4 protein-coding genes are annotated in these 16649 nt (G+C 57.0%); all 4 read right to left on the reverse strand.

Annotated elements, in window-relative coordinates; translation table 11 throughout:
• Positions 1 to 48 precede the first annotated feature (48 nt).
• Entirely contained in the window at positions 49 to 12225 is a 12177-nt protein-coding gene (locus I6L45_RS18650; RefSeq protein WP_254204349.1) for a retention module-containing protein, read from the reverse strand.
• Between the two features lie 267 nt (positions 12226 to 12492).
• Positions 12493 to 14418: an EAL domain-containing protein gene (locus I6L45_RS18655; RefSeq protein WP_210550444.1), complete on the reverse strand. Its 1926-nt coding sequence runs from the start codon at positions 14416 to 14418 to the stop codon at positions 12493 to 12495.
• Between the two features lie 3 nt (positions 14419 to 14421).
• A complete protein-coding gene (locus I6L45_RS18660) occupies positions 14422 to 15144 on the reverse strand; it encodes a transglutaminase-like cysteine peptidase (protein WP_216984245.1) in 723 nt (240 codons plus the stop codon).
• A 144-nt stretch (positions 15145 to 15288) separates the two neighbouring features.
• Entirely contained in the window at positions 15289 to 16620 is a 1332-nt protein-coding gene (locus I6L45_RS18665) for a TolC family outer membrane protein (protein WP_216982914.1), read from the reverse strand.
• Between the last annotated feature and the right edge of the window lie 29 nt (positions 16621 to 16649).

The raw sequence follows: 16649 nt of genomic DNA on the forward strand, positions 1-16649 counted from the left end.
CTCTCAACCAAATAACAGGGACCGGGCAAGCCCGGCCCCCTGGCTTGATTAAGGATCGACCTTAAGATTTCCCTGATTCAACAAATCCTGAATGATCTGCTGGTCACTCCGTGTCGAATTGACCGTCAGATCCACGTTGTCAAAGAAGATGGTATGGGTCGCAGTACCCCCGGCCGAACCATCCAGATCGATCGTCAGGGTCGATTTGTTCGCTCCCGGACCTGAGGCGAAGTTCAGATACTGATCCAGGGAAGTTGCGTTGGCATGCTCGCCACTCAGCAACTCACTCAGGTCCAAAACATCCCCATTAGATCCTGTAGTGAAATCTTTGATGATGTCCGGCCCCCCTGATTCTCCTGATTGCCATTTGAAGGTATCCCTCCCGGAACCACCAGTCAGGGTGTCATTACCAAAACCGCCTATCAACACATCATTACCATCACCACCATTCAAAATGTCACTACCAAAGCTGCCATCCAAAATATCGTTACCCGCTAGAGCATTGATAGTGTTACTACCAGCATCCCCGGCAAGCGAATCATTGGCTGTCGAACCATCGATAGGGTTACTCCCATCGACAGTGACGGCGATTACTTGGCTTGTGGTGTCACCATCACCATCAGTCGCTTTGATCCCAAACTCCATATTCAACGTGCCAGTATTTGTAACGGTCGACAAATTTACCAACTGGAACTTTCCACCACCGCCACTTTCAACATCAAGTAATTCGATGTAATCAATGTACTTGCCGCTGCCCAGAGTCATCGTCAGATCAGTTCCAGCCAAAGTAGCCACAGTGCCATTACCAGCCTCGAAGGTGTTATCCTCGTAATGAATGACATAAGCTACTTTTTCTGTCTGTGCAAAACCGACTAATTGGATAGTCGCATAATTAACAGCAGGACCATCAAATGCACTAGGCAAAGTCGCACCATCGAAACTCGAGTAGTTGTTGAAATCCATGCGTAAGATTTCACTCGAATTGAAGTTGTTATTATCAACCCCCCAACCTGCCGTACTACCGTTTACCGAGGCTTGGTCGACATGAGCTGCATTCAAGACTCCTTGCGCTTGCCAATTATTGAAGTCAGCTGACGTCCAGGAGTTATTGGTCATCCACCCTTGTAGCACGGCAAGCTGTAATGTACCCCCTGTGTTAGTGAGGAGCTGACCTTGGGCAGGCCCAGAACCAAAGGAGCTAGATCCACCGATCCCAACAGTTTCAGGCGCATCAAGTTGTTTTAACAATGTGAATGTATAAGTGCCATTTGTATTCAGTTGCAACCTGAAAGCTTGTTCTCCATTTTCAACTGTATCGTTGTTATTAGCATCCACATACCCGGTGAGTACATTCCCCGTCTGGACGTATTCAACTGTACGCCCCCCAGATGTCACATTGGGGAATGGAGTGTCAAAGCTGTAAGATCCAAAACCATCTGCGCCAAACGATATAGCCAAATCTCCCGTGGCAGAGGTATTAACGCTATTGGCGACATAACCGTGATGGGCTGAGCCTGTAGTAATTGGCGTATCATCATCGAGGCTGACCGTGAAGCTGGTAGTCCCTTCGCTGTTGTCCACATCCTTGACGCTGACCGCTACCGTGAAGCCAACGTTATCCTCAAACGACGTCTCCACTGCGCCGCTGGTTGACGGATCATCATGACCCGGGTGTGTCACTGGCTGGAACAACGTCAAGTCATAGTCGGCACCGGTGCTGCCTATGTTCTTCAGCACAATGGTGAACACCACATCCGCCAAGCTGGTGCCATAACCAGTCAAGGTGTTGGTATTCGCATTCCAACTCGTCTGGACTGTCGTACCGTCCAGCTTGGTCAACCCCGTGTTCGCGACCGACAGCGTGATGCCCTGCAAGGCATCGGCACCCAGGGTATAGGAGATATGTCCTGTGGTTACCGGCACATCGTCGCCTGCACCACCGGCATTGCCTGTGTTACCCCCCACAATATCGTCTTCATCGACCAATTCATTGGTGGCCGAGACATTGCTGATCCCCGTATCGGTCACACCGAACGTCACCATCCGGGTAATCGCATCACCGTCCTTGTCAGTCACTGTGTACAAGAAGGTCTCGGTCACCGCTGTACCGCTGGTCACATTACCTGGTGAGGTGTAAATCAGGTTGCCCGAGCCATCGATGGCCAATGTGCCGCCCGTCGTACCCTGGTTGGTGAACACGATGCCCTGGAGGGTACCCTGCAGGCCATCCTCGCCCGCACTGATACCGAGCACCGTGGTGGCAGACCCGATGTTGTGAGCGCCACTGCCCTCGGCAAAGTTAGCGCCGGTGTAGTTGCTGGCCACGGGCGAGTCGTCGTCGATGGTCACCGTGAAGCTGGTAGTCCCTTCGCTGTTGTCCACATCCTTGACGCTGACCGCTACCGTGAAGCCAACGTTATCCTCAAACGACGTCTCCACTGCGCCGCTGGTTGACGGATCATCATGACCCGGGTGTGTCACTGGCTGGAACAACGTCAAGTCATAGTCGGCACCGGTGCTGCCTATGTTCTTCAGCACAATGGTGAACACCACATCCGCCAAGCTGGTGCCATAACCAGTCAAGGTGTTGGTATTCGCATTCCAACTCGTCTGGACTGTCGTACCGTCCAGCTTGGTCAACCCCGTGTTCGCGACCGACAGCGTGATGCCCTGCAAGGCATCGGCACCCAGGGTATAGGAGATATGTCCTGTGGTTACCGGCACATCGTCGCCTGCACCACCGGCATTGCCTGTGTTACCCCCCACAATATCGTCTTCATCGACCAATTCATTGGTGGCCGAGACATTGCTGATCCCCGTATCGGTCACACCGAACGTCACCATCCGGGTAATCGCATCACCGTCCTTGTCAGTCACTGTGTACAAGAAGGTCTCGGTCACCGCTGTACCGCTGGTCACATTACCTGGTGAGGTGTAAATCAGGTTGCCCGAGCCATCGATGGCCAATGTGCCGCCCGTCGTGCCCTGGTTGGTGAACACGATGCCCTGGAGGGTACCCTGCAGGCCATCCTCGCCCGCACTGATACCGAGCACCGTGGTGGCAGACCCGATGTTGTGAGCGCCACTGCCCTCGGCAAAGTTAGCGCCGGTGTAGTTGCTGGCCACGGGCGAGTCGTCGTCGATGGTCACCGTGAAGCTGGTAGTCCCTTCGCTGTTGTCCACATCCTTGACGCCGACCGCTACCGTGAAGCCAACGTTATCCTCAAACGACGTCTCCACTGCGCCGCTGGTTGACGGATCATCATGACCCGGGTGTGTCACTGGCTGGAACAACGTCAAGTCATAGTCGGCACCGGTGCTGCCTATGTTCTTCAGCACAATGGTGAACACCACATCCGCCAAGCTGGTGCCATAACCAGTCAAGGTGTTGGTATTCGCATTCCAACTCGTCTGGACTGTCGTACCGTCCAGCTTGGTCAACCCCGTGTTCGCGACCGACAGCGTGATGCCCTGCAAGGCATCGGCACCCAGGGTATAGGAGATATGTCCTGTGGTTACCGGCACATCGTCGCCTGCACCACCGGCATTGCCTGTGTTACCCCCCACAATATCGTCTTCATCGACCAATTCATTGGTGGCCGAGACATTGCTGATCCCCGTATCGGTCACACCGAACGTCACCATCCGGGTAATCGCATCACCGTCCTTGTCAGTCACTGTGTACAAGAAGGTCTCGGTCACCGCTGTACCGCTGGTCACATTACCTGGTGAGGTGTAAATCAGGTTGCCCGAGCCATCGATGGCCAATGTGCCGCCCGTCGTGCCCTGGTTGGTGAACACGATGCCCTGGAGGGTACCCTGCAGGCCATCCTCGCCCGCACTGATACCGAGCACCGTGGTGGCAGACCCGATGTTGTGAGCGCCACTGCCCTCGGCAAAGTTAGCGCCGGTGTAGTTGCTAGCCACGGGCGAGTCGTCGTCGATGGTCACCGTGAAGCTGGTAGTCCCTTCGCTGTTGTCCACATCCTTGACGCTGACCGCTACCGTGAAGCCAACGTTATCCTCAAACGACGTCTCCACTGCGCCGCTGGTTGACGGATCATCATGACCCGGGTGTGTCACTGGCTGGAACAACGTCAAGTCATAGTCGGCACCGGTGCTGCCTATGTTCTTCAGCACAATGGTGAACACCACATCCGCCAAGCTGGTGCCATAACCAGTCAAGGTGTTGGTATTCGCATTCCAACTCGTCTGGACTGTCGTACCGTCCAGCTTGGTCAACCCCGTGTTCGCGACCGACAGCGTGATGCCCTGCAAGGCATCGGCACCCAGGGTATAGGAGATATGTCCTGTGGTTACCGGCACATCGTCGCCTGCACCACCGGCATTGCCTGTGTTACCCCCCACAATATCGTCTTCATCGACCAATTCATTGGTGGCCGAGACATTGCTGATCCCCGTATCGGTCACACCGAACGTCACCATCCGGGTAATCGCATCACCGTCCTTGTCAGTCACTGTGTACAAGAAGGTCTCGGTCACCGCTGTACCGCTGGTCACATTACCTGGTGAGGTGTAAATCAGGTTGCCCGAGCCATCGATGGCCAATGTGCCGCCCGTCGTGCCCTGGTTGGTGAACACGATGCCCTGGAGGGTACCCTGCAGGCCATCCTCGCCCGCACTGATACCGAGCACCGTGGTGGCAGACCCGATGTTGTGAGCGCCACTGCCCTCGGCAAAGTTAGCGCCGGTGTAGTTGCTAGCCACGGGCGAGTCGTCGTCGATGGTCACCGTGAAGCTGGTAGTCCCTTCGCTGTTGTCCACATCCTTGACGCTGACCGCTACCGTGAAGCCAACGTTATCCTCAAACGACGTCTCCACTGCGCCGCTGGTTGACGGATCATCATGACCCGGGTGTGTCACTGGCTGGAACAACGTCAAGTCATAGTCGGCACCGGTGCTGCCTATGTTCTTCAGCACAATGGTGAACACCACATCCGCCAAGCTGGTGCCATAACCAGTCAAGGTGTTGGTATTCGCATTCCAACTCGTCTGGACTGTCGTACCGTCCAGCTTGGTCAACCCCGTGTTCGCGACCGACAGCGTGATGCCCTGCAAGGCATCGGCACCCAGGGTATAGGAGATATGTCCTGTGGTTACCGGCACATCGTCGCCTGCACCACCGGCATTGCCTGTGTTACCCCCCACAATATCGTCTTCATCGACCAATTCATTGGTGGCCGAGACATTGCTGATCCCCGTATCGGTCACACCGAACGTCACCATCCGGGTAATCGCATCACCGTCCTTGTCAGTCACTGTGTACAAGAAGGTCTCGGTCACCGCTGTACCGCTGGTCACATTACCTGGTGAGGTGTAAATCAGGTTGCCCGAGCCATCGATGGCCAATGTGCCGCCCGTCGTGCCCTGGTTGGTGAACACGATGCCCTGGAGGGTACCCTGCAGGCCATCCTCGCCCGCACTGATACCGAGCACCGTGGTGGCAGACCCGATGTTGTGAGCGCCACTGCCCTCGGCAAAGTTAGCGCCGGTGTAGTTGCTAGCCACGGGCGAGTCGTCGTCGATGGTCACCGTGAAGCTGGTAGTCCCTTCGCTGTTGTCCACATCCTTGACGCTGACCGCTACCGTGAAGCCAACGTTATCCTCAAACGACGTCTCCACTGCGCCGCTGGTTGACGGATCATCATGACCCGGGTGTGTCACTGGCTGGAACAACGTCAAGTCATAGTCGGCACCGGTGCTGCCTATGTTCTTCAGCACAATGGTGAACACCACATCCGCCAAGCTGGTGCCATAACCAGTCAAGGTGTTGGTATTCGCATTCCAACTCGTCTGGACTGTCGTACCGTCCAGCTTGGTCAACCCCGTGTTCGCGACCGACAGCGTGATGCCCTGCAAGGCATCGGCACCCAGGGTATAGGAGATATGTCCTGTGGTTACCGGCACATCGTCGCCTGCACCACCGGCATTGCCTGTGTTACCCCCCACAATATCGTCTTCATCGACCAATTCATTGGTGGCCGAGACATTGCTGATCCCCGTATCGGTCACACCGAACGTCACCATCCGGGTAATCGCATCACCGTCCTTGTCAGTCACTGTGTACAAGAAGGTCTCGGTCACCGCTGTACCGCTGGTCACATTACCTGGTGAGGTGTAAATCAGGTTGCCCGAGCCATCGATGGCCAATGTGCCGCCCGTCGTGCCCTGGTTGGTGAACACGATGCCCTGGAGGGTACCCTGCAGGCCATCCTCGCCCGCACTGATACCGAGCACCGTGGTGGCAGACCCGATGTTGTGAGCGCCACTGCCCTCGGCAAAGTTAGCGCCAGTGTAGTTGCTGGCCACGGGCGAGTCGTCGTCGATGGTCACCGTGAAGCTGGTAGTCCCTTCGCTGTTGTCCACATCCTTGACGCTGATCGCTACCGTGAAGCCAACGTTATCCTCAAACGACGTCTCCACTGCGCCGCTGGTTGACGGATCATCATGACCCGGGTGTGTCACTGGCTGGAACAACGTCAAGTCATAGTCGGCACCGGTGCTGCCTATGTTCTTCAGCACAATGGTGAACACCACATCCGCCAAGCTGGTGCCATAACCAGTCAAGGTGTTGGTATTCGCATTCCAACTCGTCTGGACTGTCGTACCGTCCAGCTTGGTCAACCCCGTGTTCGCGACCGACAGCGTGATGCCCTGCAAGGCATCGGCACCCAGGGTATAGGAGATATGTCCTGTGGTTACCGGCACATCGTCGCCTGCACCACCGGCATTGCCTGTGTTACCCCCCACAATATCGTCTTCATCGACCAATTCATTGGTGGCCGAGACATTGCTGATCCCCGTATCGGTCACACCGAACGTCACCATCCGGGTAATCGCATCACCGTCCTTGTCAGTCACTGTGTACAAGAAGGTCTCGGTCACCGCTGTACCGCTGGTCACATTACCTGGTGAGGTGTAAATCAGGTTGCCCGAGCCATCGATGGCCAATGTGCCGCCCGTCGTGCCCTGGTTGGTGAACACGATGCCCTGGAGGGTACCCTGCAGGCCATCCTCGCCCGCACTGATACCGAGCACCGTGGTGGCAGACCCGATGTTGTGAGCGCCACTGCCCTCGGCAAAGTTAGCGCCGGTGTAGTTGCTAGCCACGGGCGAGTCGTCGTCGATGGTCACCGTGAAGCTGGTAGTCCCTTCGCTGTTGTCCACATCCTTGACGCTGACCGCTACCGTGAAGCCAACGTTATCCTCAAACGACGTCTCCACTGCGCCGCTGGTTGACGGATCATCATGACCCGGGTGTGTCACTGGCTGGAACAACGTCAAGTCATAGTCGGCACCGGTGCTGCCTATGTTCTTCAGCACAATGGTGAACACCACATCCGCCAAGCTGGTGCCATAACCAGTCAAGGTGTTGGTATTCGCATTCCAACTCGTCTGGACTGTCGTACCGTCCAGCTTGGTCAACCCCGTGTTCGCGACCGACAGCGTGATGCCCTGCAAGGCATCGGCACCCAGGGTATAGGAGATATGTCCTGTGGTTACCGGCACATCGTCGCCTGCACCACCGGCATTGCCTGTGTTACCCCCCACAATATCGTCTTCATCGACCAATTCATTGGTGGCCGAGACATTGCTGATCCCCGTATCGGTCACACCGAACGTCACCATCCGGGTAATCGCATCACCGTCCTTGTCAGTCACTGTGTACAAGAAGGTCTCGGTCACCGCTGTACCGCTGGTCACATTACCTGGTGAGGTGTAAATCAGGTTGCCCGAGCCATCGATGGCCAATGTGCCGCCCGTCGTGCCCTGGTTGGTGAACACGATGCCCTGGAGGGTACCCTGCAGGCCATCCTCGCCCGCACTGATACCGAGCACCGTGGTGGCAGACCCGATGTTGTGAGCGCCACTGCCCTCGGCAAAGTTAGCGCCGGTGTAGTTGCTAGCCACGGGCGAGTCGTCGTCGATGGTCACCGTGAAGCTGGTAGTCCCTTCGCTGTTGTCCACATCCTTGACGCTGACCGCTACCGTGAAGCCAACGTTATCCTCAAACGACGTCTCCACTGCGCCGCTGGTTGACGGATCATCATGACCCGGGTGTGTCACTGGCTGGAACAACGTCAAGTCATAGTCGGCACCGGTGCTGCCTATGTTCTTCAGCACAATGGTGAACACCACATCCGCCAAGCTGGTGCCATAACCAGTCAAGGTGTTGGTATTCGCATTCCAACTCGTCTGGACTGTCGTACCGTCCAGCTTGGTCAACCCCGTGTTCGCGACCGACAGCGTGATGCCCTGCAAGGCATCGGCACCCAGGGTATAGGAGATATGTCCTGTGGTTACCGGCACATCGTCGCCTGCACCACCGGCATTGCCTGTGTTACCCCCCACAATATCGTCTTCATCGACCAATTCATTGGTGGCCGAGACATTGCTGATCCCCGTATCGGTCACACCGAACGTCACCATCCGGGTAATCGCATCACCGTCCTTGTCAGTCACTGTGTACAAGAAGGTCTCGGTCACCGCTGTACCGCTGGTCACATTACCTGGTGAGGTGTAAATCAGGTTGCCCGAGCCATCGATGGCCAATGTGCCGCCCGTCGTGCCCTGGTTGGTGAACACGATGCCCTGGAGGGTACCCTGCAGGCCATCCTCGCCCGCACTGATACCGAGCACCGTGGTGGCAGACCCGATGTTGTGAGCGCCACTGCCCTCGGCAAAGTTAGCGCCAGTGTAGTTGCTGGCCACGGGCGAGTCGTCGTCGATGGTCACCGTGAAGCTGGTAGTCCCTTCGCTGTTGTCCACATCCTTGACGCTGATCGCTACCGTGAAGCCAACGTTATCCTCAAACGACGTCTCCACTGCGCCGCTGGTTGACGGATCATCATGACCCGGGTGTGTCACTGGCTGGAACAACGTCAAGTCATAGTCGGCACCGGTGCTGCCTATGTTCTTCAGCACAATGGTGAACACCACATCCGCCAAGCTGGTGCCATAACCAGTCAAGGTGTTGGTATTCGCATTCCAACTCGTCTGGACTGTCGTACCGTCCAGCTTGGTCAACCCCGTGTTCGCGACCGACAGCGTGATGCCCTGCAAGGCATCGGCACCCAGGGTATAGGAGATATGTCCTGTGGTTACCGGCACATCGTCGCCTGCACCACCGGCATTGCCTGTGTTACCCCCCACAATATCGTCTTCATCGACCAATTCATTGGTGGCCGAGACATTGCTGATCCCCGTATCGGTCACACCGAACGTCACCATCCGGGTAATCGCATCACCGTCCTTGTCAGTCACTGTGTACAAGAAGGTCTCGGTCACCGCTGTACCGCTGGTCACATTACCTGGTGAGGTGTAAATCAGGTTGCCCGAGCCATCGATGGCCAATGTGCCGCCCGTCGTACCCTGGTTGGTGAACACGATGCCCTGGAGGGTACCCTGCAGGCCATCCTCGCCCGCACTGATACCGAGCACCGTGGTGGCAGACCCGATGTTGTGAGCGCCACTGCCCTCGGCAAAGTTAGCGCCGGTGTAGTTGCTGGCCACAGGTGCGTCGTCGTCGAAGCTGAAAGCCGAGGTGATGTGGTTGGCCAGCATCACGGTGTCCGATGCTACGACTGTGTCGCCGTCACCGTCGGTACGGGTCACTTGCAGCTGTAGTGACAGCGTACTGCCCTGTCCCAACAGCAGTTCTACTGCCTCGTCATACAGACTGGTTTTGCCGTTATCCAGCGCCTCAAACAGGGTAGTCTGCAGTTGCAGCACACCTCCAACGTTGACGATCGCTATGGTGAATACCGTATCACCATCTCCGTCCACACCGTTCAGCAGGGTCGGGCTACTACTGACAAGGGTAATCGCCCCACCATCGGTGGCTACCAGGTTGGTGGCCAGCCCGCCGACCGGTACGCCCTGGAAGCTCATCACCGAGCTCTGCGCCCCTATACCGTCCGCACCATAGCTACCGTTGATGGTGAACAGACCGAGCAAGCCACCGCTCAATGCAGTGGTCACTCTGGCCAACGCACCAGGCACATCATCGTTGACGTAGCTATCGGCTGCTTCGCCTAACGCATAGTAGTCGCTGGCACCGGTGGTTTCGTCCAGTGAGACCGTCAACGCCGCCGTACCGCCAGCATTGGCCGCCACGCTCGGGGTCGGTCTATCATCGATAATGTCTATCTTGAGGGTGCCAGAAGCCGTGCTGCCTCCCACGCCTTCCAGCGTGATAAGCACCTGATCCGTCAGCGTTATGTCACTATCCGGCTTGGTGTGGGTCTGGGCGGCATCCAGGGTGTAGCTGTAAGTGATGGCCGCCGTCTTGCCGTCCGCACTGCTATAGCCCGTCAGCGTCAACGTTCCTTCGCCGGTATTGATGGGATGAGCCGCCAGATAAGCAGGATCCTGCAGCTGCGCCACCGTAAAGGTGGTGCCTCCAATCACCAGCTGTTTGATGCCATCGCTGGCAAATACCTGGAAGGTACTACCGTCTGTTTCCGCATTGGTCTGGGCAGCCGAACCATTCGGATTCAGCCCGGCTTCGAATACAGTCGTATCAGCCCCTCTCGCTGCCACCGTTACTTTGGCAGAGTCATCAGCCCCCTGGATATTGACGGTCAGTTTGGCGATGCTTTGATCCCCATCGGCATCCGTCATCGTGTACCAGACGTCATAGCTCAGGCTCGATGAAGCATTCAGCACCTGTGTTGCCACCCTGGTGTTGTCCAGCGCATACGCCCAGGTTCCGTCAGGATTCTGGGTAAAGGTGCCATAGGTATTCAACGCAGTCAGGGCTACCGTATTGTCATGCCCGCTCGCACTCCACCCCACAAAGGCCGCGGGAGTGTCGGCACCGGCAAAGTCGTTGCCAAGCACGCTGCCGCTCAAACTGCCAGCAGCATCTTCGGTGACACTCCCGCCGGCATCATCTTTCGCACTCGGGACATCATCCCGGATCACGACATCCAGACTTGCGCTGGTGCTATCGCCATCGTTGTCCGTCAATACGACGCTGAAGCTTTCACTCAGGGCGGTGTCATCCGCTGGTTGAGCATGGGCCTCGTTATCGAGCAGGGTGTAGCTGTAAGACACACTCCCTGCCCCCGTCACAGGATTGAAGCTGATCCCCGTCACCACCAACTGATTGCCCAGGGGGCTGGGAATAGATTGCGGGAACGAGGTGATGACCTGGCCGTTGCTGATGAGGCTGACCCCGCCCAGGGTCAGGCTCTGCACGCCATCCGCCGCACTGAAGGTGAAGGTGCTGCCTTTGGTCAAGTCTGCGGCATCAGGAGCACTGCCCTCTACCAGGGCTGCCTCATCCAGGACAAGCTCACCCCCTGTTACTTGCAACCCCTCCAGAATGACGGGCTCATCCACGGGGGTAATGGTAATGGTCAGGGTTGAATCATTGGTATCATCACCATCCGTTACTGTGTAGCTGACCACAGGCACGGGCCCCGTGTAGTTCAAAAACGGGGTAAAGGTATAGGAGCCATCGGCATTGATGATAAGCGTGCCGATGCCCTCCAGTGTCGTCTCGACACCCGGGGCTACATCGACGTTATTGCCCCAGCTGTAGGAGACGACCGAGGTATCGAGGGGGCCATCCAGGTTGATGCTGTTGTCCAGGAGATTGCCACTGATGGCCTGCTCTTCCAGGGTAGCAACGACTTCATCCTGGTCATCCAGCTGATTGCCCAGCGGCAGTTGATCCTCCTGCAAGATATTCTGCGGGGCCAGGGCGTCATGGCCGGTGTCAAAACCGGCCTCGGCGATGGTAGCATCACCTATCCGATCGATCGTGACGAAGCCTCCGTTGCCGCTGGCTCCTGCCACCCCGCCTACGCCGCCACCACCGCCACCCGCTGCTGGTGCACCACCTGCGGCAGACGCCTCAAAATTCTTGGTCGGGTCCACCCCTTGCAAGATGGATTGTTGCAGGGCCGCTATTTCAGGTGACACCTCTGGCGAACCGGGCTGCTGATTGGCTACCGATGAGGAGGGCTGTCCATCTGCCGGTGTCTCTGGCCCGGTTGGCGCTGCGTTGGCAGGGGCCTGGCTGTCATCGTAGGGGGCCAACATCAGTTTGGCGCCGTCAGCAATATTGAGCCTGGCGCCCGGCTGCAAGATCTCGCCGGGCTGGAGAGGACGGCTACTGCCATCGGCAAGCAGGATCTGAACATTGCCTTCTACTGAAGAGACGACGACGGTTTTGTCGATGATTTGGGTGCGCATATCCATTGCTCCAGGGTGACAGATCTTGATGCCTACACTCTATATGCCCGTGGATCATGATTCCGTTGCAAAAATGTATGGGATCGAATCTCTTTGGCTTCATGCGATGAAGCAAATCGAACGAATATTTTTTACATTTAAAAATCAATGAAATACCAATCAGACCAACCGCGCTTTTGTTCATCTACTGCACAATAACGACGCATATATTTCAAATAGATATAAAAAAGGGCCCTTAATGGGCCCCTTTCTATCGTGCAATGCTGGTTATGGCAGTGGGAAGGCCGGGTGAACGAAGCCTTGATAACCATCGATGTGCAGGCTGGAGAGCACCTCAACCTGTTGCAGATCCTCCACCCGGGTCGCAATGGTCGTCACCCCAGCGTTGTGGGCAGCCCGGCATACGGCCGCCAGGAAGGAGGTGTCTGCACCTGGCTCCATCACCTGGCTGGTATAGCCATGATCCACCTTGACGTAAGCGGGGGCCAGCTCTTCCAGATAACCCAGGGACTGGAAGTGGCGGCCATAGTGATCGACCCCCCACTGGAAGCCCAGCTCTCTCAGTGCCTCGACCAGGCGGGTCACATGTTCCCTGTGCTTCATGATGGCTGCTTCGGGGATCTCGAACAGCAGCCGCTCCTTGAGCTCGCCATTTTGCGTCAGATATTCCTTCAACCATGACAGGAAGTCATCTGAACAGAGGGAGCCTGCCGTGATATTGATCGCCAGCACCAACTCAGGCTGCTGTCTGAACAAGGGGAGGCAAGCGTCCAGCACCGCCTTGTCAAACTCGGCCCCCATCTTGAATTGCTCGATGGCGGGCAAGAACTGGCCAGCGAAGTAGTCGGTCCCGTCTCGCGAGATGGCGGCGAACAGCTCGGCATGCAGGCGCGCGCCATCATCGAAACGGCAAGCGGGCTGCGCCTTGAAACGCCAGAGGTTTCTGGTAATGGCGTCCTGCACCAGATCACGCCAGGCCAGGCGACCCATCAGGCCTTGATCGGCCCCGCCCTCCATGACAACGGCACCCCGTCGTTCGTTGCGCGCCTTGCCCAGCGCATTGTCCGCCTTGGTCAACAGGGCAGAGAGATCGTCGTTGCCATCGCGCCCGGCGATCCCGACCACGGAGAGCGCACCGCGTTCTCCCATGGGATTTACCACCAGGTCCGCGATACGGCTGTTGATGAGTTCCGCCATATCCTTGAGCTGTGACAGATCATCGGTAGGACAGAGCAAGGCGTATTCCGTGGCCGAGATCCGGGCAAGGGCCGCCCCGCTCCAACCGTCCAGCAGCTCCTTCAGCACCTGGGCAATGGATTTGACCATGTTGTCTCGCGCGGCAAAACCCTCGTCACGATAGAGATCGTCCAGCATGTCGACGGCCACCAGCATCACCCCGCCCTGGCCTGCCTCGGCAATCCAGGCATTGACCTGCCCGACGAAGTAGGAACGGTTGCCAAGTCCGGATACCGCATCGACATAGACACGGGCACGCAGGCTCTCCGCTTCGTCAGCCTGCTCCTTGAATTGCACTGCCAGCTTGCTCGAGAGGGTGTTGATGGCCTGCACCACCTGCTTCAATTCGCGGGTTCTGGGTTCGGGAATGGCGTGACCAAAATGGTGCAGCTCTATCTCGACCGCCTGATCGCAGATGAGCTTGAGTGGCTTGAGCAGGAAGTTGAGCGCTCGCATCAACAGGAGTGTCGTGACAAGGAACCCGATCAGGAACCAGGTCGCCAGTTCGCTCATCCCCTGCCAAAGCTTGTAGTAGGCCTGCCCGGGGTGCCCCACCACTTTCAACTTGCCCAGTTGCAACCAACCCGAGGTCAGAATCGATTCATTGGATACCTCAGGGAACAGGTCCAGCCCGATGAACCACTGGGGCACCCCCTGAATATTGCTGCTGTTCTCCAGTTCGATGACATCCTTGGATGCCAGCAAATCGAGGCGGACCAGCTTGTAGTAGCCCCCGTCGAAGACGGCCTTCATGACAGACTCGGCCCCGACCTTGTCACCGTTCTCCAGATAAGGCGTCAGTGCCAGACCCAGTGCGGTGGACGTATTGATGACGGTGGTCTCCTGCTGCTGAGCCAGATAGCTGCGGGTCGAATCGAACTGCACCCAGTAAGTGGCGGCAAACAGCAATCCGAACAGCAACAGCATGGTTGCCAATAGTTGTTTGTAGAGCGTCATAGGTTAACCATCCAAATTCACCACAGGCCGAGCCAATCGCCCTGAAGTCATGCGATTGCGTAAGTCATTCCATAGTCCCAGGCGCGATGACTGGCCGGCCATTTCCCCTTGACCACGCTCTTTCATCAACCACAGGTGACTACCGTTAAAGCTGTATATTGGTTTCAGATCCGCCCGCTGGCTGGCCGGACGAATGGAACCGACAAGATTGTCCAGAATGAGAGGAACTGATGCTGGCGTCTCATAATAGGCAACAACCATATGAAACTGGTTATAATCCAATGCTTTGACATATACCATTCGCATTTTTTCATCCGGAATGCCAAGCTCCAGCAACGTAAAATACTTGGAAATGCTGAAGTCTTCACAATCTCCGCCCGCAGCTCCCAGAAACTCCAGTGGTGTCGCCCAATAATCCTTCTTGCGCCACAACTTGATGTCATCGACAAAGCGCATCTGGTTGAAAAACTGGTTTACCTTCTCAAGCTTCTGCCTGTCCGTCAGACCCGCCGCCTTGTTTTGAACCGCCAGGGTACGCCAACTGGTCACCCGCTTCCCGGCGCGAGGACCATAGGTCTCCTCCGCACGCTTGACCAGTTTCATATCCTCCGATGACAAGGGCTGGCTGGCGCTGAGCAACAGGGGAATGGCGAGCAGTGCAAGCCACAACACGCGGAAAGACCAGGGTGGCGCCGGGCGGATGCGCCACCACGGTCGAAGCAGCATGCCCTCGAACTTGTCTCCCGATATCACACGATTTCCCTGCAGCATGTCATCACACTCTTCAGGTGAACGCCGGACACATAAAAGAATGACTGCAGCAAGCTGCAGCCATTCCTCTTGCCTGACATTGCATCAGCGCGATGGCCATCAGTTGTTGTTGGCCTGCCACTCGGCTGGCTGCTGCACATTCATGGCGTTGAGCAGACCACCCGTGGCATTGAGGATGCGATAATCCGCCAGCAGGGAGTCATACTCGGCCGTGATGTAACTGCGGCGAGCTTCGAACAGTTCGTTTTCCGTGTTCAGCACGTCCAGCAAGGTTCGTTGTCCCAGGCCAAACTGCTTCTTGTATGCCTGTACAGTGTCGTAGCTGGCGTCCACGTGCTCTTTCAGGAAGACTTTCTGTTTGGCCAGCGACTCCTTGGCATTCCAGGCCAGACGAGTCCCTTCTTCCACCTGACGGAAGGCATTCAGGTGAATGTCCTTTGCCTGGGAATAGAGCGCAGAGGTGGCCTTGCTTTCGGCCAGATCGGAGCCACCACGGAACAGGTTGTAACGCATCCGGACCATGGCGGTAAGATCGTCGTTGCGACCCTTGACTGCATCGATGTCCTCGTTCCAGTTCTGATCCACCTCGAAGGCCACATTCGGGTAGAACCCGGACTTGGAACCTTCATGCTGATACTTGGCCTCTTCGATATCCTGCAGGGAAGAGAGCAGGGTCGGGTGTACCTCGGTCGCCGTCTTCAGCGCATCCTCCAGGGTGGTGGGCAACAGCTGGGTGTTCGGGACGGGCTGCACCAGGTCCTTGGGCACTTCATTCACGACACGGATGAACTCGCTCTCGGCATCCCGATAGTTGTTCTCCGCTGCCGCCTGGTTGGAATAGGCACGCGCCACCCGGCCGTCGATCTGGGTCTGATCCGCCGTCGACCCGAGACCGGAGTCGGTCCGTTTCTGGATGTCGCTGCGGATCTGCTCGTGGGTTTCCAGGTTCTGCTTGGAGAGCTCCAGGATCTCCTGCTGACGCAGCATGTTGAGGTACACCTCCGCCACGCGCAGCGCCGTGTTCTCCGCTTCGGAGATCAGGGCCAGGCGTTGTGCCTGGGCCGCGGCGTCGGTCCGGGCCACGTTGTTGCTGACATCGAAACCGTCAAACAGCATCTGGCGCAGGCTGATCCCGGCCTCCTTGCGGGTCATGGAATCATCGATCGTCTGCGAATTGGCGCCTGCCGCACGGGTCGTGGGGCTGTCGGTCTTCTCGTAGCCGACACCACCACGCAGATCGATGGTGGGATAGTAGCCGCCCTTGGCTCCATCATGCTGGTACAGCCGTGCCTGATAGAGATCAAAAGCTTCCTTGATTTTCGGATGGGTAGCCAGGGACTGTGCCACTGACTGTTCCAGCGTCTGTGCCTGGCTCAGGCCCGGGAACAGTATGGTGCCACTAACCAGCATGGCAACAATCGTCTTCTTCATGGTATCTCCAGTCATGTTGTTTTTTGATT

The sequence above is a fragment of the Aeromonas sp. FDAARGOS 1415 genome (genome assembly GCF_019048365.1).
Lineage (GTDB): Bacteria > Pseudomonadota > Gammaproteobacteria > Enterobacterales > Aeromonadaceae > Aeromonas > Aeromonas taiwanensis.